Origin of the sequence: Streptomyces globosus (genome assembly GCF_003325375.1) — a bacterium.
Taxonomy (GTDB): Bacteria; Actinomycetota; Actinomycetes; order Streptomycetales; family Streptomycetaceae; genus Streptomyces; species Streptomyces globosus_A.
Genome location: NZ_CP030862.1, coordinates 5,141,945 through 5,168,408, shown reverse-complemented (window position 1 = coordinate 5,168,408; position 26,464 = coordinate 5,141,945). Strand labels below are relative to the sequence as shown.

General features: G+C 74.8%; 23 protein-coding genes. 11 read left to right on the top strand and 12 right to left on the bottom strand.

All coding sequences use genetic code 11. The features are described 5' to 3' along the window. Positions 1-7: 7 nt before the first annotated feature. Positions 8-748 carry a DUF2293 domain-containing protein gene (locus C0216_RS22935; protein WP_114057101.1) on the bottom strand — a complete coding sequence of 247 codons (741 nt, stop codon included), beginning with the start codon at positions 746-748 and terminating at the stop codon, positions 8-10. A gap of 82 nt (positions 749-830) precedes the next feature. Then, positions 831-2,276: a WGR domain-containing protein gene (locus C0216_RS22930; protein WP_114057100.1), complete on the bottom strand. Its 1,446-nt coding sequence runs from the start codon at positions 2,274-2,276 to the stop codon at positions 831-833. Between the two features lie 93 nt (positions 2,277-2,369). Between C0216_RS22930 and C0216_RS22925 the strand changes: the two genes are divergently transcribed. Beyond that, positions 2,370-3,014 (top strand): uridine kinase, encoded by a 645-nt coding sequence (locus C0216_RS22925; protein ID WP_114058856.1) that lies wholly within the window; start codon positions 2,370-2,372, stop codon positions 3,012-3,014. Between the two features lie 13 nt (positions 3,015-3,027). Here C0216_RS22925 and C0216_RS22920 read toward each other — a convergent pair whose 3' ends face one another. Together C0216_RS22920 and C0216_RS22915 are read right to left on the bottom strand one after the other, a co-directional pair. After that, the gene (locus tag C0216_RS22920) at positions 3,028-3,957 is read right to left on the bottom strand and encodes a carbohydrate kinase family protein (protein WP_174250443.1); all 930 of its coding nucleotides are present in this window, start codon (positions 3,955-3,957) and stop codon (positions 3,028-3,030) included. Further along, positions 3,954-4,898 carry a pseudouridine-5'-phosphate glycosidase gene (locus C0216_RS22915; protein ID WP_114057099.1) on the bottom strand — a complete coding sequence of 315 codons (945 nt, stop codon included), beginning with the start codon at positions 4,896-4,898 and terminating at the stop codon, positions 3,954-3,956. The genes C0216_RS22920 and C0216_RS22915 overlap by 4 nt, the downstream gene beginning before the upstream one ends. Before the next feature lie 152 nt (positions 4,899-5,050). Here C0216_RS22915 and C0216_RS22910 point away from each other — a divergent pair, with 152 nt between their 5' ends. Continuing rightward, positions 5,051-5,455 carry a cupin domain-containing protein gene (locus C0216_RS22910; protein WP_114057098.1) on the top strand — a complete coding sequence of 135 codons (405 nt, stop codon included), beginning with the start codon at positions 5,051-5,053 and terminating at the stop codon, positions 5,453-5,455. On the opposite strand, the gene C0216_RS22905 is transcribed toward C0216_RS22910, so the two are convergent. From C0216_RS22905 to C0216_RS22895, 3 genes are all read right to left on the bottom strand, one after another. Next, positions 5,421-6,713 (bottom strand): MFS transporter, encoded by a 1,293-nt coding sequence (locus C0216_RS22905; RefSeq protein WP_114057097.1) that lies wholly within the window; start codon positions 6,711-6,713, stop codon positions 5,421-5,423. The genes C0216_RS22910 and C0216_RS22905 overlap by 35 nt on opposite strands. A 169-nt stretch (positions 6,714-6,882) precedes the next feature. Then, positions 6,883-7,449, bottom strand: coding sequence for a methylated-DNA--[protein]-cysteine S-methyltransferase (locus C0216_RS22900; RefSeq protein ID WP_114057096.1), 567 nt, complete (start codon positions 7,447-7,449; stop codon positions 6,883-6,885). Positions 7,450-7,513: 64 nt separating this feature from the next. Continuing rightward, positions 7,514-8,437, bottom strand: coding sequence for a glycerophosphodiester phosphodiesterase (locus tag C0216_RS22895; RefSeq protein WP_114057095.1), 924 nt, complete (start codon positions 8,435-8,437; stop codon positions 7,514-7,516). Between the two features lie 244 nt (positions 8,438-8,681). Here C0216_RS22895 and uvrB point away from each other — a divergent pair, with 244 nt between their 5' ends. The 4 genes from uvrB to C0216_RS22875 all read left to right on the top strand — a co-directional run bounded on the left by uvrB (position 8,682) and on the right by C0216_RS22875 (position 14,842). Then, positions 8,682-10,835, top strand: coding sequence for an excinuclease ABC subunit UvrB (uvrB, locus tag C0216_RS22890; protein ID WP_114057094.1), 2,154 nt, complete (start codon positions 8,682-8,684; stop codon positions 10,833-10,835). 78 nt (positions 10,836-10,913) lie between these two features. Next, on the top strand, positions 10,914-11,492 hold the full coding sequence (locus C0216_RS22885; protein ID WP_114057093.1) for a TerD family protein: 579 nt from the start codon (positions 10,914-10,916) through the stop codon (positions 11,490-11,492). A gap of 81 nt (positions 11,493-11,573) precedes the next feature. Continuing rightward, positions 11,574-13,625: a TerD family protein gene (locus C0216_RS22880; RefSeq protein ID WP_114057092.1), complete on the top strand. Its 2,052-nt coding sequence runs from the start codon at positions 11,574-11,576 to the stop codon at positions 13,623-13,625. Positions 13,626-13,858: 233 nt separating this feature from the next. Beyond that, on the top strand, positions 13,859-14,842 hold the full coding sequence (locus C0216_RS22875; RefSeq protein ID WP_114057091.1) for a TerC/Alx family metal homeostasis membrane protein: 984 nt from the start codon (positions 13,859-13,861) through the stop codon (positions 14,840-14,842). Positions 14,843-14,876: 34 nt separating this feature from the next. Here the strand turns inward: C0216_RS22875 and C0216_RS22870 are convergent, their stop codons facing one another. The 3 genes from C0216_RS22870 to C0216_RS22860 form a co-directional block, all read right to left on the bottom strand. After that, complete coding sequence (locus C0216_RS22870) at positions 14,877-16,184, bottom strand: MFS transporter (RefSeq protein WP_114057090.1); 1,308 nt, start codon at positions 16,182-16,184, stop codon at positions 14,877-14,879. Between the two features lie 163 nt (positions 16,185-16,347). Then, positions 16,348-17,004, bottom strand: coding sequence for an MBL fold metallo-hydrolase (locus tag C0216_RS22865; protein WP_114057089.1), 657 nt, complete (start codon positions 17,002-17,004; stop codon positions 16,348-16,350). A gap of 10 nt (positions 17,005-17,014) precedes the next feature. Then, the gene (locus C0216_RS22860) at positions 17,015-17,704 is read right to left on the bottom strand and encodes a maleylpyruvate isomerase family mycothiol-dependent enzyme (protein WP_114057088.1); all 690 of its coding nucleotides are present in this window, start codon (positions 17,702-17,704) and stop codon (positions 17,015-17,017) included. A gap of 185 nt (positions 17,705-17,889) precedes the next feature. Between C0216_RS22860 and uvrA the strand changes: the two genes are divergently transcribed. Then, the gene (uvrA, locus tag C0216_RS22855) at positions 17,890-20,865 is read left to right on the top strand and encodes an excinuclease ABC subunit UvrA (RefSeq protein ID WP_114058854.1); all 2,976 of its coding nucleotides are present in this window, start codon (positions 17,890-17,892) and stop codon (positions 20,863-20,865) included. Positions 20,866-21,141: 276 nt separating this feature from the next. Continuing rightward, the gene (locus tag C0216_RS22850) at positions 21,142-22,389 is read left to right on the top strand and encodes an FAD-dependent oxidoreductase (RefSeq protein WP_114057087.1); all 1,248 of its coding nucleotides are present in this window, start codon (positions 21,142-21,144) and stop codon (positions 22,387-22,389) included. Positions 22,390-22,404: 15 nt separating this feature from the next. On the opposite strand, the gene C0216_RS22845 is transcribed toward C0216_RS22850, so the two are convergent. Then, entirely contained in the window at positions 22,405-23,277 is an 873-nt protein-coding gene (locus C0216_RS22845) for a carbohydrate kinase family protein (RefSeq protein WP_114057086.1), read from the bottom strand. A gap of 101 nt (positions 23,278-23,378) precedes the next feature. Here C0216_RS22845 and C0216_RS22840 point away from each other — a divergent pair, with 101 nt between their 5' ends. After that, the gene (locus tag C0216_RS22840) at positions 23,379-23,810 is read left to right on the top strand and encodes a Rieske (2Fe-2S) protein (RefSeq protein WP_114057085.1); all 432 of its coding nucleotides are present in this window, start codon (positions 23,379-23,381) and stop codon (positions 23,808-23,810) included. A gap of 20 nt (positions 23,811-23,830) precedes the next feature. Here C0216_RS22840 and C0216_RS22835 read toward each other — a convergent pair whose 3' ends face one another. Then, positions 23,831-24,814 (bottom strand): hypothetical protein, encoded by a 984-nt coding sequence (locus C0216_RS22835; RefSeq protein ID WP_246042657.1) that lies wholly within the window; start codon positions 24,812-24,814, stop codon positions 23,831-23,833. Between the two features lie 227 nt (positions 24,815-25,041). Between C0216_RS22835 and C0216_RS22830 the strand changes: the two genes are divergently transcribed. Continuing rightward, positions 25,042-25,656, top strand: coding sequence for a papain-like cysteine protease family protein (locus tag C0216_RS22830; protein ID WP_114057084.1), 615 nt, complete (start codon positions 25,042-25,044; stop codon positions 25,654-25,656). A gap of 4 nt (positions 25,657-25,660) precedes the next feature. Next, the gene (locus C0216_RS22825) at positions 25,661-26,464 is read left to right on the top strand and encodes a hypothetical protein (RefSeq protein ID WP_114057083.1); all 804 of its coding nucleotides are present in this window, start codon (positions 25,661-25,663) and stop codon (positions 26,462-26,464) included.

Below are 26,464 nucleotides of genomic sequence, written 5' to 3'. Positions count from 1 at the left end.
CCGCCGGTCAGGGCGGGGCGGCCGCCGCAGCATCCGGCACCGCGCCGGAGGCCGGAGCCGCCGCCGCGCCGGGGCCGGCCCCGGGGGCCGCGGACTGCGGGGGGATGCGCCAGGCGTCCAGGACCGCGTCGATCTTCGCGGCCAGCCGGGCGCGGGCTGCGAACCGCGGCACCCCCGCCATCAGCAGCGCGTCGTACTCGGTGTCGGTGTGCCGCACGGCCGCCCGCACCGCCACGTACACGGCGGGCTCGTCCAGGGCCCGGCCGGCCGCGGTACGCCCCACCCGGCCGCTGCCCCGGACCGAGGCGTGCGCGGCGATGGCCTGCGCCCGGTCCGCGGGGCAGCCGGGGAACAGCCGCAGGATCTCCCCGGCGAACGCCGCCGTGAAGCGGACGTCCTCGGCGGCCCGCCGCAGCCGGTCCCGCTCGCGGCGGCGCGCCCGCGCTTCCGCGTCCGCCAGACAGGCTCGCTCCGCCCGGGCCAGCGCGGCGTCCTCCACGTAGACGCCCTGCCGTTCGTGGCGGTGGCGGCGCCGGTTGAAGCGGACGACGACCGCCGACAGGGAACTCGCCTCCCTGGCCCGCCGGGTGAGCGCCGCGTCCCCGCGCGGCAGGTAGACGAGGTGACCGAGGTCCGCGCAGTCCAGGCACCGCGGCACCCCCGCCTCGCGCACCAGGTGCCGCAGCGGGCCGCAGCGGCACCGGGCGCAGTGCACCGGCTTCGCCGACTCGAACACGACCAGGCTCATGACGGTGTGATACCGCCGTCCGGACCGGATATCACCTTGCCCGGCCCGTCCGTTGGCGCCGCGCCGCGGGCAGGGGCGGGGCTCAGACCAGGCGGCGGATCTCGCCGCGGACCCGGTAGAACCCGCCGGAGGCCGCATGCAGCCCGTCGACCACGTAGCGGGCGCCCGGCTCCCTGATCCCCCGGGGGAACTGCACGTTCCACGACGGCTCGTAGCCGCCCGACACCACGTGCACCCGCAGCCGCCCGCCCTGCTGGACGCACTCCACCACCACGCCGTCCACCGGAGCGGCCGCCGCCGGGACGGCCGCCACCGCCGCGGCCGAGGCCGCCGGGGTGTAGACGGGGAGCGCCGCCGCGGACTTCACGTCCACCGCCGTCGGCACCGTGCCCTCCCGGGCCGCCGAGATCGCCGCCTCGCTCGCGTCGACGCAGACCAGCGAGCCGTCCGTCGTCACCAGGTACAGCCGCTCGTCCAGGTACTGCATGGACAGCGCCGAGCCGCTGCCCGTGCCGAGCTTCCACAGCCGCCGCCCGTCCGCGGCGAAGCAGTACACCGACGAGGACGAGTCGCCCGCGAAGACGTGCCGGCCGTCGGGCGACGTCGCGCACGAGTACACCGCCGCGTCGCACCGGAACGTCGCCTCCAGCGCGCCCGTCTCCTTGGACAGGCGCTGGACGCAGTGCCGCGCCGTGCCCGCGAAGACCGCGTCGTCCTCCTGCCAGCCGAACAGCACCTGCCCGTTGGTCCGCGTGTGCCACAACTCGCCGCTGCCGTCCGGGGCGTAGGCCGTCACACCGTCCACGTGCCCGTGGTAGACGGCGTCCGCGTCGGCCCGGACCATCCACGCCTGCGCCCCCGACGACTTCCGCGACCACTGGAACTCGTCCTCGTGGTCGATCACCGTCAGGCCGCCGTTCGCGTCCGCGACGTTCAGCACGCCCTCGCGGATGTCCAGCCAGAAGATGTCGACGTCCTCCGCGATGTCGTACGCCTTGAACGGGACCTTCGAGGAGAGGTCGTACACGGCGCCGTCGTCACACCCCGCGTAGATCCAGAACTCGTCCGCCACCAGGCACTTGACCCCGTCCGGCAGCGAGTAGCGGGCCAGCACCTCGCCGCCGTGGCTCAGCGTGTACACGTCGCCCGCCTGGTTGCCGACCCAGCAGCGGTCCTCGTCCACGTGGATCCCGAAGGCGGAGGCGCCCGTCCGGAACCGCCACAGCACCGGGGCGACCGCCCGCGCCGTCGACGGCGCCGAGGCCACCTGGCGGCGCGTCACCGGACGGGCCGCGCGCTGCCCCTGGACCGCGGGCGCGTACCCCTTGCGGATCTTCTCCCCGATCTTCTTCGCGGCGGCCGCGCGCGCCCTCTCGGCGGTCGGGAACGACGACTGCTGCACCTGGCCGGCGGCCCCGATGCGCCCGTAGCGCACCACCACGGTGGTGCCGTCCACGACGACCTCGTAGAACTTGTGCGCCCCGCCGCCGTCCTGGGACAGCTCCAGGTACGTGGTCTCGCGAGCCATGACAGACCCCTCCCCAAGGTCGGGCCGACGGCTCCGTCCCGCCGGTGATCCCTTCGGGGATGAAGCTAGGGGCGGGCACTGACAATGGAACCCGTGCACCTGGAACCGATCACCTGGCAGCGGATGGCCGAGCGGCTCGCCGGCCACCTGGACGAGCACGCGCCGGCCGCGGACCCGCCGGCCTGGCAGCGCGTCGGCATCGACGGCGCGCCCGCCGCGGACACCGGCGGCCTTGCCGCGCTGCTCGCCGACGCCCTGCGCGCCCGCGGCCGGGCCGTCCTCGCCGTCCCCGCCGAGGGGTTCCTGCGACCGGCGTCCCTGCGGTTCGAACACGGCCGACGGGACGCCGACTCCTACCTCTCCGGCTGGTACGACACCGGCGCCCTGTGGCGGGAGGTGTTCGGTCCGACCGACCCGGGCGGCACCGGGCGCGTCCTGCCCGACCTGTGGGACCCGGCGACCGACCGCGCCACCCGCAGCCCCTACGCCGAACTCCCGCCCGGCGCCGCGGTCATCGTGCACGGGCCGCTGCTGCTGGGCCACTGGTTCCCCTTCGACCTCAGCGTGCACATCCGCCTCTCCCCGGGGGCGCTGGCGCGCCGCACCGGGGAGGCCGAGCGCTGGACCCTGCCTGCCTTCGCCCGCTACGAGGCCGAGACCGGCCCCGCGGCGCTCGCCGACGCCGTCGTCCGGGCCGACGACCCCCGCCACCCCGCCTGGACCGGCCTGCGCCGCTGACCCGCGGGCGCCGTCACGGGCGGCCGCCCAGCCGGGCCACCGCCAGGGCCGCCGACCGGCAGCCCGCCCGGGCCGCGCCGGCCGGATCCGCGCCCGCGAGCCGGGCCGCGAGGAACCCGCCCGTGAACGCGTCCCCGGCGCCCGTGGAGTCCACCGCGCGCGCCGGCTCCGCCGGGACCTCCGCGACGACCCGGCCGCCCTCGGCGACCAGCGCGCCCGCCGCCCCCCGCGTGGCGACCACCAGCGGCACGCGGCGGCTCAGCTCCGCCGCGGCCCGCGCGGTCCCCGCCGAGGCCGGCAGTCCGGCCAGCAGCCGGACCTCGTCCTCGTTCGGGAGCAGGACGCCGATCCCCGCCGCCGCGCGCAGGAAGCGGTCCGGACCGAGCGCGGTGAGGAAGCCCGCCGAGGCCGGGTCGACGCTCACCGGCACCCCGCGCGCCACGGCGTCGGCCAGCGCCGCGGCGGCCAGGGCGCGGGCGGAGTCGGCGAAGAACAGGTAGCCCGACAGGTGCAGGTGCGCGACCCCGTCCAGCAGGTCCGGCGACCAGTCCCCGGGGCCGAGCCGCAGCGCGGCCCCGCCGTCGGTGAGGAAGGTCCGCTCCGTGTCCCGGCCGACCAGGGCGACCACCGTCCCGGTGGGCTCGGCCGCGTCTATGAGCAGGCTCGGCCGCACCCCGGCGGTCAGCAGCGCCCGCTCGTGCCACTGCGCCGACTCCGCGCCCACCCGGGCGAGGAGGCGCACCTCCGGGGCGCCGGCGTGGGCCGCCCAGCAGGCCGCGTTCGCCCCGGCGCCGCCCGGCAGGGTGCGGATGCGGGCGGCGGTGTCGGTGGCCGGGGCCAGCGGCTCGGGGTGGACGGCGACCACGTCCGTCACCACGTCCCCGACGACCAGCAGCGCACCCGGCCGGGGCGCGCCGCCGGGGGATTGGCCGGCCGCCGTCACGGGCGGGCCGCCCAGGCCGCCGCGATCCGGGCGCCGAGCACCACGTTGCCCCGTACCGCCGCCAGGTTGGCCTCCAGGGAGGCCCCGCCGGTGGCCCGTACGAGGTGGTCCAGGAGGAACGGGGTCACGGCCTGGCCCGTGGTGCCGCGCCTGCGGGCCTCGTCGAGGGCCTCGGCCAGGACCCGGTCGTGCAGCTGCGGATCCAGCTGGTCCGCCTCGGCCACCGGGTTGGCGACGACCAGGGCCGACTCCGGTCCGCCCAGGGCGTCCTGGGCGGCCATCATCCGTGCCACCTCCTCGGGGCGGTGCACGGTCCAGTCGACAGGTTCGCCGGAGTCCGCCAGGTAGAAGCCGGGGAAACGTTCCGTCCCGTACCCGACGACCGCGACCCCGAGCGTCTCCAGCCGCTGGAGCGTCGCCGGCACGTCCAGGATCGACTTCACGCCCGCGCACACCAGCGTGATCCGGGTCCGCGCCAGCAGCCCCAGGTCCGCCGACTCGTCCTGGGACTGCGCGTACCCCCGGTGGACGCCGCCCAGCCCGCCCGTCGCGAAGACGCGCAGCCCGGCGCGCGCGGCGAGGAACGCGGTCGCCGAGACGGTCGTCGCCCCGGTCGCCCCCGTCGCGAGGGCGGCGGGCAGGTCCCGGTGCCCGAGCTTGCGTACGCCCTCCCCGGCCGCGATGCGCTCCAGCTGGTCCTTGTCGAGGCCCGCGTGCGCCACCCCGTCGATGACCGCGACCGTCGCCGGTACGGCCCCCTCCGCGCGGACGGCCGCCTCCAGCTCGGCGGCCACCGCCAGGTTCCGGGGCCGCGGCAGGCCGTGCGTGATGATCGTGGACTCCAGTGCCACGACCGGCTGTCCCTGCTCGACCGCCTCGCGGACCTCTTCGGACAGGACGGGCCCGGCGGGCCGCGGCGCAGATGCTGAGTGCTGTGACATGTCCCCATCCATGGCACCGGATCAGCACCCGCAAACACCCGCCGGCCGGACCGGTGCGGCACCGGCGCTGGACACAGTGCCTCGTTCCGCCGCCGGAACCGGACACTCAGGCCACCCCGGAGCGGCCCCCCGCCGCACTACGCTGGCGCCCCATGAGCACCAGCGATCACAGCGCCGCGGCCCCTGCGTCCTTCGCCGTCAGCGTGCCGGACGTCCCCGACACCGCACTCGAACCGGAGGAGCTCGACCCCGCGCAGGTCCTCTCCGGGAACCCCGCCGTCACCGGCAAGGTGCTGTGGGAGTCGCCCGACGGCAGCCAGGTCCGCGGGATCTGGCAGATCACGCCCGGGGTGGTCACCGACACCGAGGCCGACGAGCTGTTCGTGGTCGTGAGCGGCCGGGCGACGGTCGAGGTCGAGGGCGGCGCGACGCTGGAGGTCGGGCCGGGCTCCGCCTGCGTCCTGCGGGAGGGCGACCGGACGGTGTGGACCGTCCACGAGACCCTCCGCAAGGTCTACCAGATCACTTCCGCGCCGCGGCCTGCCGACGGGCCGTGAGCAGGGCGAGCGCCGCCATGGGCAGCAGCAGCGCCGCGGCGATCGCATTCAGCCAGCCGTAGCCGGCCGCGGACATCACCAGGCCGGAGGCGGCGCCGCCCACCGCCGCGCAGGTGTTCATCGTCAGGTCGCTGAGGCCCTGGACGGCGGCCCGCGCACCGGTCGGCACCGAGTCGGTCAGCAGCGCGGAGCCGGCGACGAGCCCGGCGGACCAGCCGAGGCCGAGCAGGAACAGGCCGAGGGCGTTCTGTCCGTGGTCCGGGCCGGCGGTGCCGGCCAGCAGTGCGGCGAGGGCCAGCAGTCCGGCGGCCAGGCCGATCACGGTGAGCCGGCCGAGGCGGTCCGCGAGCCAGCCCATCACCGGGGAGAAGGCGAACATGCCGGCGATGTGGCCGCTGATCACCAGCCCGATCAGCTGCAGCCCGGCGCCGTGGTGGGCGAGGTCGACCGGTGTCATCACCATGATCGAGACCATGGCGGTGTGCGAGACGGCGACGGCGACGAGCGCCACCCGGGCCCGAGGCGAGGCCCGGACGGCCGCGATCCCGGCGCGCAGCGAGTGACCCGCAGGACCGTGCCCGTCGGGCCCGGCGAGCGCGCGGGCGGTCAGCAGGGGGTCCGGCCGCAGCAGGACGGCGAGCAGCAGGCCGGTGAGGGCGAAGACGGCGCCGGCCCACACGAAGGGGCCGGCCGTCGCGGGTATGGAGGTGCCGGCGAAGCTGCGGCTGGCGGGCGCGGAGAGGTTCGGGCCGAGGACGGCGCCGAGGGTCGACGCCCAGACGACCACGGAGATGGCCCGCGCCCGGTGGTCCGGGGCGGCGAGGTCGGCGGCGGCGAACCGGGCCTGGAAGGCCGCGAAGGAGGCGGCCCCGAAGGCGGCCATGCCGAGCATCAGCAGCGGGAAGCTGCGGACCACGGCGGCCAGCACGACGAGGGCCGAGCCTGCGGCGCCGATCGCGTACGCGAGCACGAGGCCGGGGCGGCGGCCCCGCGCGGTCATGAGCGCGGCCAGCGGCAGCGAGACGGCGGCCGTGCCGATCACCGAGGCGGTCGAGGCGAAGCCGGACAGGGCCTCGCTGCCCCCGACGTCGGCGGCGAGGACCGGGGCCAGGGCGACGCTGATCGGCACGCCGACGCCGCCCAGGACCTGGGAGGCGATCAGCACCCACGAGGTGCGGCGGCGCAGCCGGGGCAGCTCCGCCGGGTCCACGGCGGCAGCCGCCGGCCCCGCGGTTCCGGCGCCGGGTGCGGCGCTCATGCCGGACACCCGCGGTGCGGCAGCGGCTGCGGGGCCGGGAGCAGGGCGGGGCGGAGGGCGGGGCGGCCTGGCGCGGCGGGAGTGGTCACCCCGGCAGTCTCCCAGCCGCCGCCCCGTGGCGGAACCGCCCACCCGGCCGGGGCCTTCCGCGCGGCGGCGTCCGGCCGGGTCAGAACAGCGGCTGCGGCAGGACGCCCTCCAGGGCCAGCAGGGCCCGCTTCGTCTCGACGCCGCCGCCGAAGCCGCCGATCCCCCCGTCGTTCTCCACGACCCGGTGGCAGGCGACCACCAGCGGCAGCGGGTTCGCCGCCATCGCGTGCCCCACGGCCTGGGCGCCGCCCGGCCGGCCGACGCGGGCCGCCAGCTCCCCGTAGCCGATGACCGACCCGTACGGGACGGAGCGGTCCAGTTCCTGCAGGACCTCCCGGTTGAAGCCGGTGCACAGCCGCCAGTCCAGCGGCAGCCCGAAGCTGCGCAGCGATCCGGCGAAGTAGCCGGCCATCCTGCGCACCGGCTCGGCGAGCAGCACCTCCGCGCCCGGCCGCGGGCGCCGGGCCCGCGCGCCGAGCCGGGCGGCCACCGCGTCGACCGCCGTGCGGACCCGGGCCTCGGAGCCGGCGTGGAACCCGACCTTGACGAGGCCCTGCGGGGTCGCGGCCAGCAGCAGCGGGCCGATGCCGCTGGGGACGACGGTCCATTCCAGGTACGGCCCGTCCGGCCGCTCGGCGGTGTCCACCCCTCCACCCTACGGGCGCCCGCCGACAGCGCGGCCCCGCCCGGGGCCGGCCGCCCGGCCGGGGTCAGGGCACGAGTGAGCCGAGCACCGCCTCCTGCACCGCCCGGTGCACCACGTCCGGGGCGTTCGAGATGATCCCGTCCACGCCCATGTCCCGGACCTTCCGCGCGGTCACGGCGTCGTCCACGATCCAGGTGTCGACCTCCAGCGCCCTGCCGTGGGCCCCGACGAGCCCGTGCACGGCGGCCACCCAGTCGGCGGAGATGGTGGTGTGCCAGGGGTTGATGCGGTCGGTGAACTCGGCGTACGCGGGCAGGTCGGCCACGGGCGGGGTGCCCAGGAAGGCCGTCACCACGTCCGGCCGCAGGCCGTGCACGAGGCGTACGCAGTCGGCGCTGAAGCTCTGCACCACGAGCCGGCGCTGCACGTGGGCGGTGTCGAGCCAGCCCTCCTCCTCCAGCACCCGCAGCGTCTGCTCCTCGATGCCCGGGTAGAGCTCCGGCTTCTTGATCTCCAGCAGCAGCCGCTGCCGGTTGCGCTGCACCCGGGCGAGGTACTCCCGCAGGGTGGGGACGCGGGCCCCGGCGAACGAGGCGCCGAACCAGCTGCCCGCGTCGAGCCGGGAGACCTCCTCCGCCGTGAAGTCCCGCACCCGCCAGGGCGCCCGGCCGGGGAAGACCTCCTCGACGTCGGTCGTGCGGGCCAGGGTGTCGTCGTGGATCACCACGAGCTCGCCGTCCTTGGTCCGCTGGACGTCGTTCTCCACCCAGTCGAAGCCCAGCCGCATCGCCGCGTCGACCGCGGCGAGCGTGTTCTCGGGCGCGTACGCCGAGGCGCCCCGGTGGGCGTACACGACGGGGCCGGGCAGGCCCGGCGCCGCGGCCGGGGCGCCCGGATCCGCGGCGGCCGCCGCGGACGCGCCGCCGAGCGCGGTGAAGGCGAGGCCCAGGAAGGCGGCGGCGGCCGCTGCGGCGGGTCGGAGGTACATGTGTTCTCCCTCGGGTCGTGAACCCTGCTGCTGCGTCAGACGGGCGCGGCACGGCAGCCGTTGCCGTGGTGACCACTGCGGTGTCCGTTGGGGCGATCATGGGCTCGAAGATCACCGGGCCGCCACCGAACTACGACAAACGGACCAGAACGGGGGAACGGCGCGCGGCGCGGCGCGTGCGCCGGCGGGCGGCGCCGCCCGCCGGGGGTCGGTGACTGTCGGCGCGGGGTCGTACGGTGGAGTCATGCGGCCCGTATCGAAGATCGAACGCACGGTGGCGCCTTTCGAGGTCGTCAGCCCCTACCAGCCCAGCGGCGACCAGCCGGCGGCCATCGCCGAGCTGGAGAAGCGCATCCGCGCAGGCGAGAAGGACGTCGTCCTGCTGGGCGCGACCGGCACGGGCAAGTCGGCGACCACGGCCTGGATGATCGAGAGGCTCCAGCGGCCCACCCTGGTCATGGCGCCGAACAAGACGCTGGCCGCGCAGCTGGCGAACGAGTTCCGCGAGCTCCTGCCGAACAACGCCGTCGAGTACTTCGTCTCGTACTACGACTACTACCAGCCCGAGGCCTACGTTCCGCAGTCGGACACGTACATCGAGAAGGACTCCTCCATCAACGAGGAGGTCGAACGGCTGCGCCACTCCGCGACGAACTCGCTGCTCACCCGGCGCGACGTCGTCGTGGTCGCGTCCGTCTCCTGCATCTACGGCCTGGGCACCCCGCAGGAGTACGTCGACCGGATGGTCCCGCTCAAGGTCGGCGAGGAGATCGACCGCGACCGGCTGCTGCGCCGCTTCGTCGACATCCAGTACACGCGCAACGACCTCGCCTTCACCCGCGGCACCTTCCGGGTGCGCGGCGACACCATCGAGATCTTCCCCGTGTACGAGGAACTGGCCGTCCGCATCGAGATGTTCGGCGACGAGATCGAGGCCCTCTCCACCCTGCACCCGCTGACCGGCGAGGTCATCAGCGAGGACCGCGAGCTGTACGTGTTCCCGGCGAGCCACTACATCGCCGGCCCCGAGCGCATGGAGAACGCGATCCGCGGCATCGAGGCGGAGCTGGAGGCGCGCCTGGCCGAGCTGGAGAGGCAGGGCAAGCTGCTGGAGGCGCAGCGGCTGCGCATGCGCACCACCTACGACCTGGAGATGATGCGTCAGATCGGCTCCTGCTCCGGCATCGAGAACTACTCGCTGCACATGGACGGCCGCGAGCGCGGATCCGCGCCCAACACGCTCATCGACTACTTCCCGGAGGATTTCCTCCTCGTCATCGACGAGTCGCACGTCACGGTCCCGCAGATCGGCGCCATGTACGAGGGCGACGCCTCCCGCAAGCGGACCCTCGTCGACCACGGCTTCCGGCTCCCGTCGGCGCTCGACAACCGGCCGCTGAAGTGGGAGGAGTTCCAGGAGCGCATCGGCCAGACGGTGTACCTGTCGGCCACCCCGGGGGCGTACGAGCTCTCCCGCAGCGACGGTTTCGTCGAGCAGATCATCCGCCCCACCGGCCTCGTCGACCCGGAGGTCGTCGTCAAGCCCACCGAGGGGCAGATCGACGACCTGGTGCACGAGATCCGGCAGCGCGTCGAGCGGGACGAGCGCGTCCTGGTCACGACCCTCACCAAGAAGATGGCCGAGGACCTCACGGACTACTTCCTGGAGCTCGGCATCGCCGTCCGCTACCTGCACAGCGACGTCGACACGCTGCGCCGCATCGAGCTGCTGCGCGAGCTGCGCGCCGGCGAGTACGACGTCCTGGTCGGCATCAACCTGCTCCGCGAGGGCCTTGACCTGCCCGAGGTGTCGCTGGTCGCGATCCTCGACGCCGACAAGGAGGGCTTCCTGCGCTCGGGCACCTCGCTGATCCAGACGATCGGCCGCGCCGCGCGCAACGTCTCCGGCCAGGTCCACATGTACGCGGACAAGATGACCCCGGCGATGGAGAAGGCCATCGAGGAGACGAACCGGCGCCGGGAGAAGCAGATCGCCTACAACACGGCCAACGGAATCGACCCGCAGCCGCTGCGCAAGAAGATCAACGACATCGTCGCGACCATCGCCCGGGAGGAGCTGGACACCGAGCAGCTCCTCGGCACGGGCTACCGGCAGGCCAAGGACGGCAAGGGGGCCAAGGCCCCGGTGCCGGCGCTGTCCGCCGCCGGGGCGGCCGCGGGCAGGGCGGGCGCGGGCAAGGCCGCCAAGGGCGGCCGTGCCGCCGCGGTGCCCACGGACCGGCCCGCCGAGGAACTCGCCGCGCTGATCGAGCAGATGACCGAGCGGATGCGGGCCGCGGCGGCCGAGCTCCAGTTCGAGGTCGCGGCCCGGATCCGGGACGAGGTCGGCGAGCTGAAGAAGGAGCTGCGGCAGATGAAGGAGGCGGGCCTCGCCTGACAGGGGACCGGCTCAGTAGGGTGGCGGACAGCCGCAGGTACACGCTTGCCTGGGGGTGGCTATGAAAGGGGACGGCGCGTGACGGTCAACTTGTCCAAGGGACAGGCCATCAGTCTTCAGAAGGGCGACGGGGGCATGCTGACCTCCGTCCGGATGGGCCTCGGCTGGCAGGCGGCCAAGCGGCGCGGGCTGTTCGGGTCGCGCACCCGCGAGGTCGACCTCGACGCCTCCGCGGTGCTGTTCGCGGAGAAGCAGCCCGTGGACGTGGTGTTCTTCCGGCACCTGCAGAGCGACGACGGCTCCGTCCGGCACACCGGCGACAACCTCGTCGGAGGCGCCGGCCAGGGCGGCGACGACGAGTCGATCCTCGTCGACCTCCAGCGCGTGCCGGTCCACATCGACACGATCGTCTTCACGGTGAACTCGTTCACCGGCCAGACGTTCCAGGAGGTGCAGAACGCCTTCTGCCGCCTCGTCGACGAGACCAACGGCCAGGAGCTGGCCCGCTACACCCTCGACGGCGGCGGCCAGTACACGGCGCAGATCATGGCCAAGGTGTCGCGGGCCGGCGCCGGCTGGCAGATGACGGCCATCGGCGGCTCCGCCAACGGCCGCACCTTCCAGGACCTGATGCCGGCGATCCTGCCGCACCTGTAGCAGACACCGCGCGCACCGCGCCCCGCCGGGCGCGGTGCACCGAACGACAGCACGGCACGAGGCACGGGGGAGGGCTGCACGATGACGGCCGAACTGGTCCGGGGGCAGAACCACCCCCTGTCCCGCACCCGGGTGGAGATCAGGATCGCGGCGGACACGCCGGTGCTCGCCCTGGTCGCCGCCTGCGACGACACCGGCCGGATGGCCGGCCCCGGCGCGCTCGCGCACCCCGGGGCGCCGGCCGTCCTGCCCGGGCTCGCCGCCCCGGAGGAGGCGGCCGCAGCACACCGCTTCGCCGTCGACCTCGACGCCGCGGCGCCGTCCGTGCACCAGCTGCGCGTCGTCCTCGTGCTCCCGCCCGGCGGTCCCGCGCGCTTCGGCTCGGTCGCCGCCCCCCGGGTGGCCGTCGCCGAACCGGGCGGCGCCGACCTCGCCTGCTTCGCCCTCGCCGGCCTGGACGCCGAGGGCGCCGTCGTGGCCCTGGAGGTCTACCGCCGCCAGGGCGCCTGGAAGGTCCGCGCCGTGGGCCAGGGATACGCCGACGGCCTCCCCGCACTCCTCGCCGACGCCGGGCTCACCGCGCCGGCCGCCGCGGCCCTCGCCTCGGCGGCGGCGGGCGGGGCGGCGGGCCGGGTCGGGGGCGCCGCCGCAGCCGGCCGGGACGGCGCCGGGATCACCGCGGTGCCCGCCGCGGCGGCCGGCTCGCACGGCCTTGCCGCCCCGCAGGAGACCCCGCCGGCCGGCACCGCAGCGGGCCCGGCGGCAGCGGGCCCGGCGGGAGCAGCGCCGGAGCAGGACGGGCCGGCCGCCGTGCCCGGCCCCGTCCCCGTCTCCGGGACCCCGTACGCCGGCACGCCCGGCCCGGTGCCCGCGCCGGACGGCGCCGGCGGGCCGCCCACCGTCGACTACACCCACCCGCGCCGCCGCCGCAGCACCTCCGAGCCCCCCGAGCCCGCACCGCAGGCCCCTGCTCCGGCGGCTCCCGGCGAGGCGCCCGTGCCCGTCGCCGGCGACGCGGCCGGCTGGACCATGGACGAGCGGCTCTACAACCAGGTCTGGGGCATGTTCGAGGACCTGGCCCGCGCTGTCGCCGCCTACCGGAGCGCCTGCGAGTTCGCCGACTCCCGGCTCGACCGCGAACTCGACGCGGCCCTGTCCGACCCGCGCCACCGCGTGGCCGGCGCCGGCCACCCGGCCCGGGACGCCGCCCGCGCCCGGCGCGACGAGCTCGCCGCCCAGGCCCGCTCCGTCCTCGACCGCGACCTCGACCAGCTGGCCGCCGAGGCCGCCGTCGTCGAACCCGCCCTGCCCGCCGCGTACGCCCGCTGGGCGTCCCCCGTCTGGCACGGCGCCCCGGCGGCCGGCCCCGACGAGGCCCCGATGGCGCTGCGCCTGGGCGACCTCCACCTGCCCGAGCGCCCCGACCTGCGGATCCCCATGCTCGTCCGGCTCCCCCTGGAGCGCGGCCTGTGGATCGACAACGGCCGCACCGGCTCCGAGGCCGCGATGGCCGCCGACACCGACCGGCTGCGCCGGGCCGCCATGGACATGGCCGTCGCGCATGCGGCGCGGCTGCTCGCCGTGCACCCGGCCGGGCGGTACTCCGTGCACGTCATCGACGCGGCCGGGGCGGGCGCCGCGTCCCTCGCTCCGCTCGTCCACGCCGGGGTGCTGGCGGGGCCGCCGGCCGCCGGGGCCGCCGGGGTCGCCGAGACCCTGGAGCGGCTCACCCGCCGGGTGGACCTCGTCCAGATGGCGGTGCGGGCGGGAGCTCCCGAGGAGCTCCCGCCCGACGTGGACACGGCCGAGCAGTTGCTGATCGTCCACGACTTCCCGCACGGCTTCGACGACCGCGCCGTGACCCGGCTCCGCTACCTGGCCGACGAGGGGCCGGCCGTCGGCGTGCACCTGCTGATGGTGGCCGACCGGGACGAGGCCGCGGCCTACGGCCCGCTCCTGGACCCGCTGTGGCGCAGGCTGATGCGGCTCACGCCCGTCCCCGACGACCATCTCGCCGACCCGTGGGTCGGGCACGCCTGGACCTTCGAGCCGGACCTGCCGCCGGCCGGGAGCCTCGTCCTGGACCAGGCCGTGGAGCGGGCCGCCCGGGCCCGCCGCCATGCCCGCCCGTGACCATCGCTTGGCCTCCCCTTTACCTTTCCCCCTTCCGCCGGGTATCGTCCTCCGTGCGGAGGGGAGTACTCCTGCTTTCCGGCTACGGCGTACCCGTCAGTACGGACCACCAGGTCCCGGGGCGCCGGCCCGCGGCCCCAGGGCCTCAGGGTGGAAGAGACCTCCGGCAGCGATGACGCCGACCCTGTGTCGCTGACCTGTGTCCTGAGCCATCTGCCGGAGGCCAAAGCAACGTGGACGTCTCGACGACCCTCTGGGTACTGACCATCGCCGGTCTGTCCCTCCTCATCGGCGCCGATTTCCTCATCGGCCGCAAACCGCACGACGTCTCCGTCAAGGAGGCCGGCATCTGGACGGTCGTCTGGATCGTCCTCGCCGTGCTCTTCGGCCTCGGCCTGCTGTTCTTCGGCAGCGCCCAGGCCTCCCAGGAGTTCTTCGCCGGCTTCATCACCGAGAAGTCGCTGAGCGTCGACAACCTCTTCGTCTTCGTCCTGATCATGGCGAAGTTCTCGGTGCCGTCCCACCTCCAGCAGCGCGTGCTGCTCGTGGGCGTGCTGATCGCCCTGGTCCTGCGCGCGGTGTTCATCGCCGCCGGCGCCGCGATCATCGCCTCCTTCTCCTGGGTCTTCTACCTCTTCGGCGCCTTCCTGATCTTCACCGCCTGGAAGCTCATCCAGGAGGCGCGGGCCGACGAGGAGGAAGAGGAGTTCGAGGAGAACCGCCTGCTGAAGACGATCGAGAAGAAGTTCGGCGTCGCCGACCGCTACCACGGCACCAAGCTCTCCGTCATCAGCAACGGCAAGCGCGTCCTGACCCCGCTGATGATCGTCATGCTCGCCATCGGCACCACCGACATCCTCTTCGCCCTGGACTCGATCCCCGCGATCTTCGGGCTCACCCAGGACCCGTACATCGTCTTCACCGCCAACGCCTTCGCCCTGATGGGCCTGCGCCAGCTGTACTTCCTCATCGGCGGCCTGCTCAAGAAGCTGGTCCACCTCAGCTACGGCCTGTCCGTCATCCTCGGCTTCATCGGCGTCAAGCTCGTCCTGCACGCCCTGCACGAGTCCGGCGTGCACGTCCCGGAGATCTCCATCCCGGTCTCCCTGGGCGTCATCTGCGGTGTCCTGGTGATCACCACCATCACGAGCCTCATCGCCGCCCGGAAGCAGGAGGCCGCCGAGGCGGCCGCCCGCAAGGAGAGCGTCGAGGCCTGACCGGCGCCGGCCGGGAGGCCGGACCCGGACGGACCTACGCGGGGGCGGTCGCTTCGGCCGCCCCCGCCTTCGTGCCCGCACCCCCGCCCGGCCCAGCGGTCGGGCGGGTCTCCGGGAGCAGCGCGAAGCAGGCCAGGCTCACCACGGCGATCCCGGCCAGGTAGGCCGCCACGCCCCACGGCGGACCCGAGCCGTCCGCCAGCGCCGTCGCCACGATCGGGGTCAGCGCCCCGCCCAGCACCCCGCCCAGGTTGTAGCCGACGGCCGCCCCGGTGCAGCGGATCCGGGGCGCGTACAGCTCGGGCAGGTACGCGCCGATCACCGACAGCACCGTCCCGATCGACAGCAGCGCCAGGACCGCTCCGGCGGCCACCGCCGGCGGGCTCGCGGTGCCCAGCAGGGCCGCGTACGGGACCATCCACAGCGCGCAGGCCGCGCACCCCGCCAGGCACAGGGGACGGCGTCCCCAGCGGTCGCCCAGGACCGCCGCGACCGGCGTCCACACGGTCATGACGGCGACCGCGAGCAGGATGCAGGCCAGCATCGTCGTCCGGTCCACACCGAGGTGCTCGGTGCCGTACGCCAGGGACCAGGTGCTCACCCCGTAGAACACGGAGTACGCGGAGGCGAGCGCCCCGCCGGTCAGCAGGAGCAGCCGCCAGTGTCCGCGGAGCACCTCGGCGAGCGGGGCCTCGGCGCGGGATCCCGTCTCGGCGAGCTCCCTGAACTGCGGGGTCTCCGTGATGGAGCGCCGCAGCCACAGCCCGGCCAGGACGAGCAGGCCGGCAGCCCAGAACGGCACCCGCCAGCCCCAGGAGGCGAACTGGGCCTCGGTCAGCAGGGCGGACAGCGCCAGCACCAGGCCGTTGGCGAGGAGGAAGCCCACCGACGGCCCGATCTGCGGGAAGCTCGCCCACAGGCCGCGCCGCTCGGGGGGCGCGTGCTCGACGGTCACCAGCACCGCGCCGCCCCACTCGCCGCCCAGGCCGAGGCCCTGGAGGAACCGCAGCACGAGCAGCAGGACGGGGGCTGCGAGGCCGATCGAGGCGTAGGTGGGCACGAAGCCGACGGCGACGGTGGCCACCCCCGTCAGCAGCAGCGAGGCGAGCAGCACCGGCCGGCGGCCGTACCGGTCGCCGACGTGCCCGAACAGCGCCGAGCCGAGGGGGCGGGCGAGGAAGCCCACGGCGAACGTGCCGAACGCGGCGAGGGTCCCGGCGAGCGGGGAGAAGGAAGGGAAGTAGAGCGGCCCGAGGACGAGGGCCGCCGCCGTGCCGTAGACGAAGAAGTCGTAGAACTCGATGGCGGTGCCGGCGAGGGCCGCCGAGGCCAGCCGCGGCATCGAGGGGGTCCGGGGACGGCCGGACGCGGTCGGGGAAGGGTCCTGTTGCATGGTGCAGCAGTTACCCCGGCCCGTCCGGCCCGGCCACGCGTCCGGCCGTCTTCGACCTGAACGAGTGCACCGGGGCCCGGCTGTGGCCGGGACCCGGCGGCTGCGGCGGTTTCTACCAGCCGCGCTCGCGCCACTCGGCGAGGTGGGGCCGCTCGGCGCCGAGCGTGGTGTCGTTGCCGTGGCCCGGGTAGACCCAGGTCTCATCCGGCAGCTGCGCGAAGAGCTTGGCCTCGACGTCGTCGATCAGGCTGGCGAAGGCGGACGCGTCGCCCCACGTGTTGCCGACGCCGCCCGGGAAGAGGCAGTCCCCGGTGAAGACGTGCGGGTGGCCGTGCGGGTCGTCGTAGACGAGGGCGATCGACCCGGGGGTGTGCCCGACCAGGTGGCGGGCGGTCAGGGAGACCCGCCCCACCGTGATCGTGTCGCCGTCGGCGACGAGTACGTCGGTGGGCACGGGGATGCCCTCCGCATCCAGGGCGCCCGCGTAGGTGCGGGCCCCGGTGGCGTCGACCACGGCCTGCAGGGCGCCCCAGTGGTCGCCGTGCCGGTGCGTGGTGACCACGGACGCGATGCCGTCGCCGCCGATCAGGCTGAGCAGCGTCTCCGGCTCGGCGGCCGCGTCGACCAGCAGCTGCTCGCCGGTGGACCGGCAGCGCAGGAGGTAGGCGTTGTTGTTCATGTCACCCACGGCGACCTTGGAGATCATCAGGTCCGCGAGTTCGTGCACGTCGGCGGGACCGCCGACCTTGACCGCTCCGCTGTACGTCATGGTTCCGATCCTAGAGCGGGGGGAGGGCCGGGAGGGCCCCTCCGGACACGGTGAGGGAGGCGCCCTTGTCGCCGCGGCCGGCGAGCCAGGCCAGGAGGGCCGCGGCCGGGCCGGAGACGGTGACGGCGGGGTCGCCCGCGGAGCCGGTCCGCCAGGTGCGCCCGTCGTCGGAGGCCAGGGCCGTGGGCGGTACCTCGGGGCGGCCGCTCCAGCGGTCGGCGAGGAAGTCGATCTCGCGGGCGGTGAAGTCGGCGGGGAGGTCCTCCAGCCCGTAGCCCACGTTCAGGTCGACGTGGTGCAGCTCGACCTCGACGAGGCGGCGGAACGGCACGTTCGAGGCGAGGTCGGTGACGCCGCCCCGCAGCTCGACCGTACGGGACCAGTCCTGGTCGGCGGCGGTCTCGGCGAGGAAGGCGGCGTGGCTGCCGCGCAGGTCGGCGAGCTGCTCGTCCAGGGTGCGGCCGGAGCCGGCGGCGATGTCCGCGTCGCGGGCCTCGGCGCTCTCGTACATGGGGCGGCCGGCGAGGACGTTGACGAGGGCGTCGGCGTTGCGGGCGAGGTGGGCCAGCACGTGGCCCCGGCTCCAGCCGGGAAGGTGTGACTCCCCGGCCAGAGCGGCGTTGTCCAGTTTCGCGACCGCGGTCAGCAGCCGGTCCGTGGCTTCACGTACAGAGTGCAGGTCGTGCACATGATCGGTCATGGGGGCGAGCCTAGTGGCACCGTTCCCGGGGCCACACGAACGGGTGAAGCAGACGGCGGAGTGCCGTAAATCGAATGCGCGTGCTATACGCTCGGAAGTCCAGCCCGACTCCATTGCCGAGGCGCCCCCCATACCCTGGGACGGGGGCCCGTGCCCCCGCTCTCTCAAGAAAGGTGCGGACCGGCGTGACCGACCGACTCATCGTCCGTGGCGCTCGCGAGCACAATCTCAAGAACGTCTCGCTCGACCTGCCCCGCGACTCGCTCATCGTCTTCACCGGTCTGTCCGGGTCCGGCAAGTCCTCCCTGGCCTTCGACACGATCTTCGCCGAGGGGCAGCGCCGCTACGTCGAGTCCCTCTCGTCGTACGCCCGCCAGTTCCTCGGGCAGATGGACAAGCCCGACGTGGACTTCATCGAGGGCCTCTCCCCGGCCGTCTCGATCGACCAGAAGTCGACCTCCCGCAACCCGCGCTCCACCGTGGGAACGATCACCGAGGTCTACGACTACCTGCGCCTGCTCTTCGCGCGCATCGGCAAGCCGCACTGCCCCGAGTGCCGCCGGCCGATCTCCCGGCAGTCGCCGCAGGCCATCGTCGACAAGGTGCTCGCCCTGCCCGAGGGCAGCCGCTTCCAGGTGCTCTCGCCGCTGGTGCGCGAGCGCAAGGGCGAGTTCGTCGACCTCTTCGCCGACCTCCAGACCAAGGGCTACAGCCGCGCCCGGGTCGACGGCACGACCGTCCAGCTCTCCGAGCCGCCGGTGCTGAAGAAGCAGGAGAAGCACACCATCGAGGTGGTCGTCGACCGCCTCACGGTGAAGGAGAGCGCCAAGCGCCGCCTCACCGACTCCGTCGAGACCGCCCTCGGGCTCTCCGGCGGCATGGTGATCCTCGACTTCGTCGACCTCGCGGAGGACGACCCCGAGCGCGAGCGGATGTTCTCGGAGCACCTGTACTGCCCGTACGACGACCTGTCGTTCGAGGAGCTGGAGCCGCGCTCCTTCTCCTTCAACTCGCCGTTCGGCGCCTGCCCGGAGTGCACCGGCATCGGCACCCGCATGGAGGTCGACCCGGAGCTGATCGTCCCCGACGAGGAGAAGTCGCTCGACGAGGGCGCCGTCTCACCGTGGTCGCTCGGCCACACCAAGGACTACTTCCAGCGGCTGGTCGGGGCCCTCGCCGACGAGCTGGGCTTCCGCACCGACATCCCGTGGGCCGGGCTTCCGCAGCGCGCGAAGAAGGCCCTGCTGTACGGGCACAAGACGCAGATCGAGGTCCGCTACCGCAACCGTTACGGGCGGGAGCGGGCTTACACGACGGCCTTCGAGGGCGCCGTGCCCTTCGTGCGGCGCCGGCACGCGGAGTCCGAGAGCGACGCGAGCCGCGAGCGCTTCGAGGGCTACATGCGCGAGGTGCCCTGCCCCACCTGCCGCGGGACCCGACTGAAGCCGATCGTCCTCGCGGTGACGGTGATGGAGAGGTCCATCGCCGAGGTCGCCGCCATGTCGATCAGCGAGTGCGCCGACTTCCTGGGCCGCCTCCGGCTCGACGCCCGCGACAAGAAGATCGCCGAGCGGGTCCTGAAGGAGGTCAACGAGCGGCTCCGCTTCCTCGTCGACGTCGGCCTGGACTACCTCTCGCTGAACCGCGCCGCGGGCACCCTCTCCGGCGGCGAGGCCCAGCGCATCCGCCTGGCCACGCAGATCGGCTCCGGCCTGGTCGGCGTGCTGTACGTGCTGGACGAGCCGTCCATCGGCCTGCACCAGCGCGACAACCACCGGCTCATCGAGACCCTGGTCCGGCTCCGCGACATGGGCAACACCCTGATCGTCGTCGAGCACGACGAGGACACCATCAAGGTGGCCGACTGGGTCGTGGACATCGGTCCCGGCGCCGGCGAGCACGGCGGCAAGGTCGTGCACAGCGGCTCACTGGCCGAGCTGCTGGAGAACGGCTCCTCGATGACCGGCCAGTATCTCTCGGGCAAGAAGTCGATCCCCGTCCCGGAGATCCGCCGCCCCGTGAACGGCGACCGCAGGCTCACCGTGCACGGCGCGAAGGAGAACAACCTCCGCGACATCGACGTCTCCTTCCCGCTCGGGGTGCTCACGGCGGTCACCGGCGTGTCCGGATCGGGCAAGTCGACCCTGGTCAACGACATCCTGTACACGCACCTGGCGCGGGAGCTGAACGGCGCCCGGTCGGTGCCGGGCCGCCACACCCGCGTCGAGGGGGACGACCTCGTCGACAAGGTGGTGCACGTCGACCAGTCGCCCATCGGCCGCACGCCGCGGTCGAACCCCGCCACCTACACGGGCGTCTTCGACAACATCCGCAAGCTGTTCGCGGAGACGATGGAGGCGAAGGTGCGCGGCTACCTGCCGGGCCGCTTCTCCTTCAACGTCAAGGGCGGCCGCTGCGAGAACTGCTCCGGCGACGGCACCATCAAGATCGAGATGAACTTCCTGCCGGACGTGTACGTCCCGTGCGAGGTCTGCCACGGAGACCGCTACAACCGCGAGACGCTGGAGGTCCACTACAAGGGCAAGTCCATCGCGGAAGTCCTCAACATGCCGATCGAGGAGGCCCTCGGCTTCTTCGAGGCCGTCCCCACGATCTCCCGGCACCTGAAGACGCTGACCGAGGTGGGACTCGGCTACGTCCGCCTCGGGCAGTCGGCGCCCACCCTGTCGGGCGGCGAGGCCCAGCGCGTGAAGCTGGCCTCCGAACTGCAGAAGCGGTCGACGGGCCGGACGGTGTACGTCCTGGACGAGCCGACGACCGGTCTGCACTTCGAGGACATCTCGAAGCTGATCAAGGTGCTGTCGGGGCTGGTCGACAAGGGCAACTCGGTGATCGTCATCGAGCACAACCTCGACGTCATCAAGACCGCCGACTGGGTCATCGACATGGGCCCGGAGGGCGGCCACGGCGGCGGCATGGTCGTCGCCGAGGGCACGCCCGAGCAGGTGGCGTCCGTCGGCGCCAGCCACACCGGCAAGTTCCTGCGGGACATCCTCGGCGCGGACCGGGTCTCGGACGCGGGCCCGTCCGCCGCCCCGGTGCGGAAGGCGGCCGCGAAGAAGACCGCGGCCAGGAAGACGGCCGCCCCCGCGAGGAAGGCCGCGGCGAAGAAGGCGGCCCCGAAGGCCCGCAAGGCGTAGCCGCTGCCCGCGGCATCCGCCCGCGGAGATCGGCGAAGGGCCCGGCCGTCCGGCCGGGCCCTTCGCCGTCCGGGGCCCAGGGGCGCCGGGGCGCGGCGGCCGGTCCAGTGCTGTGGCCGGGAGGGTGAACCTTCCCGGCCCCAGCACTAACGTGGAAGCAGTCCCCCGCAGTGCGCGGCGGCCGCGGGCAGGCGGGCACCTCATCCGCACGTCCCCGTGCCCCCACTTCGCGCAGCCCGTCCTGTGTGCCGCCGCCGCAGGATCGGCAGGTGAGCCATGACCGGCAACGCCGGCTCCGCCGGCACCCCACCCCGCGATGTGATCTCCCACGATGTGATCGTCGTCGGCGCGCGCTGCGCCGGCGCGCCGACCGCGATGCTCCTCGCCCGGCGCGGGCACCGGGTCCTCCTCGTCGACCGGGCCACCTTCCCGAGCGACACCCTCTCCACCCACCTGATCCACCCGCCCGGACTGGCCGCGCTGCAGCGGTGGGGGCTGCTGGACCGGGTGGCCGCCACCGGTTGCCCGCCCATCCACACCTACCTGTTCGACCTCGGGCCGATCAGCATCGCCGGCTCTCCGGCCGGCGAGGGCTTCGACGCCTCGTACGCGCCCCGCCGCACCGTCCTCGACAAGATCCTCGTCGATGCCGCGGCCGAGGCCGGCGCGGAGGTCGCAGAAGGGTTCACCGTCGACAGGCTGCTCTTCGACGGGGACACCGTGACAGGCGTCGCGGGACACGGCCGGGAGGGCCCCGCGCGGCACCGCGCCCGGTTCGTCGTCGGTGCGGACGGCCTCCACTCGTCCGTGGCCCGGGCCACCGGCGCCGAGGCCTACGCGGAGAAACCGAAGATCAACGTCTACTACTACACGTACTGGTCGGGGCTCCCGATGAACGGCATGTTCGAGGCCTACGACCGCGGAGACCGGGCGTTCGCCGCCTGGCCCACCAACGACAATCTCACGATGGTCATCTGCGGCTGGTCCATGCGCGACTTCGAGGCCAACCGCGACGACGTCGAGGGCAACTACCACGCGACCCTGGCCCGTGCGCCGGCGTTCGCCGAGCGGGTCGCGGGGGCCGCCCGCGCCGAGCGGTTCGTCGGCACGGCCGTCCCGAACTACTTCCGCAAGCCGTACGGCCCGGGCTGGGCCCTGGTCGGGGACGCCGGATACCTGAGGGACCCGATCACCGCCCAGGGCATCCAGGACTCCTTCCGGGACGCGGAGCGCTGCGCCGGCGCCCTCGGCGACGTCCTCGCCGGGCGCAGGCCCTTCGAGGAGGCGATGCGGGCCGCCCAGGAGGCGCGGGACGCGCAGGTCGCCTCCATGTACGAGTTCACCGCCGGGTTCGCCCGGATGGAACCGCCGCCGCCCGAGATGCAGCAGCTGCTGGCGGCGGTGTCGCGGAGTCCGCAGGCGCGGGACGAGTTCGTCCGGGTGACGGCCGGGATGACGCCGCCCGAGGAGTTCTTCGGGCACATGGAGGAGCGGATGGCGCAGGAGGCGCCCGGCGTCCTGTGAGCCCGCCCGAGGGCACTACCCGCCGAGCTCGGCGGCGTACGGAGGCTCCGCGCCCGCCCTGGTGCAGGTCAGCGCCGCCGCGCGGGCGGCGTGGGCCAGCACGTCCGGCCAGTCCGGCGGGCCGCCGCCGGCGAGGCGGTGCAGCAGCGCCGCGCTGACGGTGTCGCCCGCCCCGATCGTGTCCGCCACGGCCACGGCCGGGGACGGCACCGAGTGCTCCGCGCCCTCCCGCGTACGGACGGTCAGCCCCTTCGCGCCGCGGGTCAGGACCACCGCCGACGGCCCCGCCGCCAGCCAGTCCTCCACGCGCCCGCCCAGCCAGTCGGCGTCCTCCTCGGACAGCTTCAGCACGGACACCGACGGCAGCCGGCCCAGGAACCTGGCCCGGTACGCCGCCGGGTCCGCGATCAGCGCCGGCCGCACGTTGGGGTCCAGCAGCGTCAGCAGCCCGCGGGCCGCCTCGCGGCGCAGGAGCGCCTCGTAGGCGCTCGCGCCCGGCTCCAGCACCAGCGAGCAGCTGCCGACCGCCAGTGCCCGGGCGCCGGCCGGCAGGGCGCCGGGCAGGCGGAACAGCCGGTCGGCGGTGCCCTCCACGTGGAAGCCGTACACGGCGGAGCCGTCCGCGCCGAGCGAGGGCACGGCCAGCGTGGTCGGCTCCGGCCCCCGCTGCACCAGTGAGACGTCGACCCCCGCGGCCCGCAGCCCGGAGAGGAGGGTCTCGCCGAACCCGTCGGTCGAGATCCGCGAGCAGAACGCCGCCTGCGCGCCGAGGCGGCCCAGGGCCACCGCGGTGTTGTACGGGCCCCCGCCCGGCCGCGGCAGCAGCGCACCCGGCGGCTGCCCTGCGGGCACCAGGTCGATCAGGGCTTCTCCACCGACGACGATCACGCGGGGGAAGGTATCCCATCGGCCGGGGGTATCGTCGGGTGGGCCCGGCCGGCCCTCCGCCGCCGGGGCCCCCTGCCGTCCGTGCCACCCGGGAGATCCGCATGTCCGCGCCGCAGTCCGCCGCCCGCCGTACCGTCCTCAGGGGTGCGGCCGCGATCGTCGGGGCCGCCGGCGCCGGAGCGGCCGTGACCGCCTGCTCCACCGAGACCAACAGCGGCTACGGCAGCCCGGCGGTCCCCACCGCGCCTGTCGAGCTCGGCGACGCGGCCGACGTGCCCGTGGGCGGCGCGAAGCTGTACCGCGAGCGGAAGCTGATCGTGAGCTGCCCGGCGGAGGGGCAGTACAAGGCGTTCAGCGCGCAGTGCACGCATGCCGGCTGCGTCCTCGACAAGATCGTCCAGGGGGAGGGCAACTGCCCCTGCCACGGCAGCCGCTTCGACACCGCCACCGGCAAGGCGCTCCGCGGCCCCGCCACCGACCCGCTGCCCGAGGTGCCGGTCCGGGACGAGGGCGGCAAGCTGATCGCGGGCTGAGGCCCGGCTCCCCGCGCCGGTCAGGCCCACTCCCAGGCGATGCCGAGGAGGCCGCGCCGCACCGCGGGCTCCACGATGTGCACGGCGCCGTACCGGCCGCTGGGCGTGAGGTCGGCCAGGCCGCTGCGCGGCGCCCCCGGCCCGGACCGGGTGAAGCGCCGGCAGCGCACGGGCAGGGCGGCCTCGTCGAAGCGGACCTGGAGCACGTACTGCCCGCCGGTGTAGCTGAAGCCGCGGACGTACTCGGTGCACCGGGCCCCGGTGCCGTCCTCGAAGCCGTAGCCGAAGACGTACGTCTCCCCGGTGCGCAGCCGCCGCTCGAACAGCAGCTCCGCGACGAGCACCTCGGCCTCGCGGTGCCGGCGGACCCGCCCCGTCCGGCAGTTCTCGCCCGCCTGCACCCGCACGCGCGCCGGGTCGCAGCCGGGGTCGCCGTGGTGGACGGCGAGGTAGCGGTCCACGCCGTCCCGGTGGGCCCGTACGACGTGCTGCGAGTCCCGGCCGGCCAGCTCGCCGGCGGCGCCGATGCGGACCCGCTCCTGGTGGACCACGGTGTGCAGGCCCCCGTCGGACGGCAGCTCCAGCCCGGCCAGCAGCTCCTCCACGGCCGCGCCCACGCTGACCAGCGCCCGGTACGAGCGGGCCGGGGGCCGGGCCGTCCCGCCCGCCGCGGGCTCCGGCCCGGCGAGCAGCCGCAGCAGCGAGCCCCGCGGCAGGTCGAGGATCTGCTCCAGGGCGCGTACGGCCCGCAGCGACTCCGGGCGGCGCGGGCGGCGGGCGCCCTGCTGCCAGTAGCTCAGGCTGGTCACGCCGATCGCGATGCCGCGCGCGGCGAGCCGGTGCCGGACGCGGTGCAGGGGCAGGCCGCGGGCGGCCAGGGCGGCGCGCAGGGCCAGGTGGAACGGCCCGGTGTCCAGCAGGCGGGCCAGGTCCCCGGGGGCCGCGCCGGGGCCGGCCGGCCCGTCCGGGGCGGGCCCGCCGGTGCGCTCCGCGGTCGGCGGCATGGCGGCTCCTCCTGTGAACGTTCACACGCGGTGGGGCGCAAGGGCCCGCGGTGGCGCGCGGTGGCCAGGTGAAGGGGCGGCAGCCGTTCACACGGCGGGCACGCCGTTCACACGGCACTGTCAAGGCGTATTGAAGCCTGTTGACCGGATCACGACAACACCCTGAAGCTCCTTCACAAGCGTCCGGACGCGCTCCTCCATCCCCACGTCCCCACGGGAGGAACGCGATGCGCACCCGAATGCGGCGGCTGTCCGCCACAGCCGCCGCCACCACCGCCCTGCTCCTCGCGCTGCCCTGCGCCGAGGCGTCCGCCGCGCCGGCCGGTCCCGCCCCCACGGGCCCCGCCGCCGGCGCCGCCCTGGCGTACAAGCGCCTGAACATCACGATGCAGGCCCAGCAGAAGTCCAACTGGTGCTGGGCCGCGGGCGGCAACACCATCGCCGCCTGGTACGGCCGCACCCACACCCAGAACCAGTTCTGCAACGCCGCCTTCAACCGCAGGCAGGGCACCGAGTGCCCCGACAGCCAGGCCACCCTCGGCCACGTCCAGACCGCCCTCCGCTGGAGCGGCATCAATCCCGGCTCCTACGTGACCGGGTGGCTGCGCCACTCCACCGTGCAGACCGAGATCGACGCGGGCCGGCCGGTCGAGACCCGCATCCAGTGGTCCTCGGGCGGCGGCCACATGCACGTCGTCTACGGCTACGACACGAACGGCAGCTGGGTGTACTGGGGCGACCCCTGGCCGTCCAGCGACCGGTACAACTGGGCCTCCCACGCCTGGTACGTCGACAACAGCGGCTTCTCCTGGACCCACTCCCTCTACCGGATCGGGGCGTGACGCCGTGACGAAGCGCACCGCCGCCGCAGCGGTCCTCGCCGCGACCGCCCTCCTCGGCCTCGCGCCGCAGGCCGCGGCCGCACCCGCCCCTGCCTCTGCCCCCGCCCCGCAGCCGCCCACCGCCGCAGCCGACGACCGGGCCGCCGCCGCCCGGGCCGCCGCCGCGCCCGACACCCTGGCGGTCCTCGCCCGGTTCTTCGCCCGCGAGGGCGGCCCCGGCGCCGCCGCGGCCGCCGGGCACCCCCGGATCGAGGGTGAGCCCGTCGAAGTGCGCCACCTCTCGCCCGACTTCGTCGCCGGCCGGCCCGGCGCGCCGGTGTCCCGCCTGGAGTTCCTCGCCGGCCGGGCCGTCGCCGCCGACGGCCGGCAGGCCGCGGTGTGGACCGCGCGGACCGCAGGCGGCTGGGAGGTGGTCAACATCGCCGACGGCGACGACGAGTTCCGCTACGCCCGGCTCGGGGCGGAGCGGATGCCCGGTGGCACCGTCTTCCGCGAGCCGCAGATCGACGCCTGGTACGTCGCCGGCGGCGGGCGGGTGCTGCCGCTCGACGAGGACGCCGTCCGCGCGGTGGGGGAGCGGGGCACCGGCCTGGCCGCCTACCGGGCGCGCGTCGCCGCCGCGTACGGGGACAAGCTGCCCGGGTCCGCGTACGCCCGGGACGGCCGGGCCGGCGGCTACTCCGAGGCCGCCTCCGCCCCTCCCGGCGGGACGCCTGCGGCAGCCGCCGGGGCCGCCGCAGCGGCCCTCGCCGCCGCCCTCGGGGTGCTCGCGGCACGCCGCCGGCGCCTGAGGCGGCGTACGGGCTGA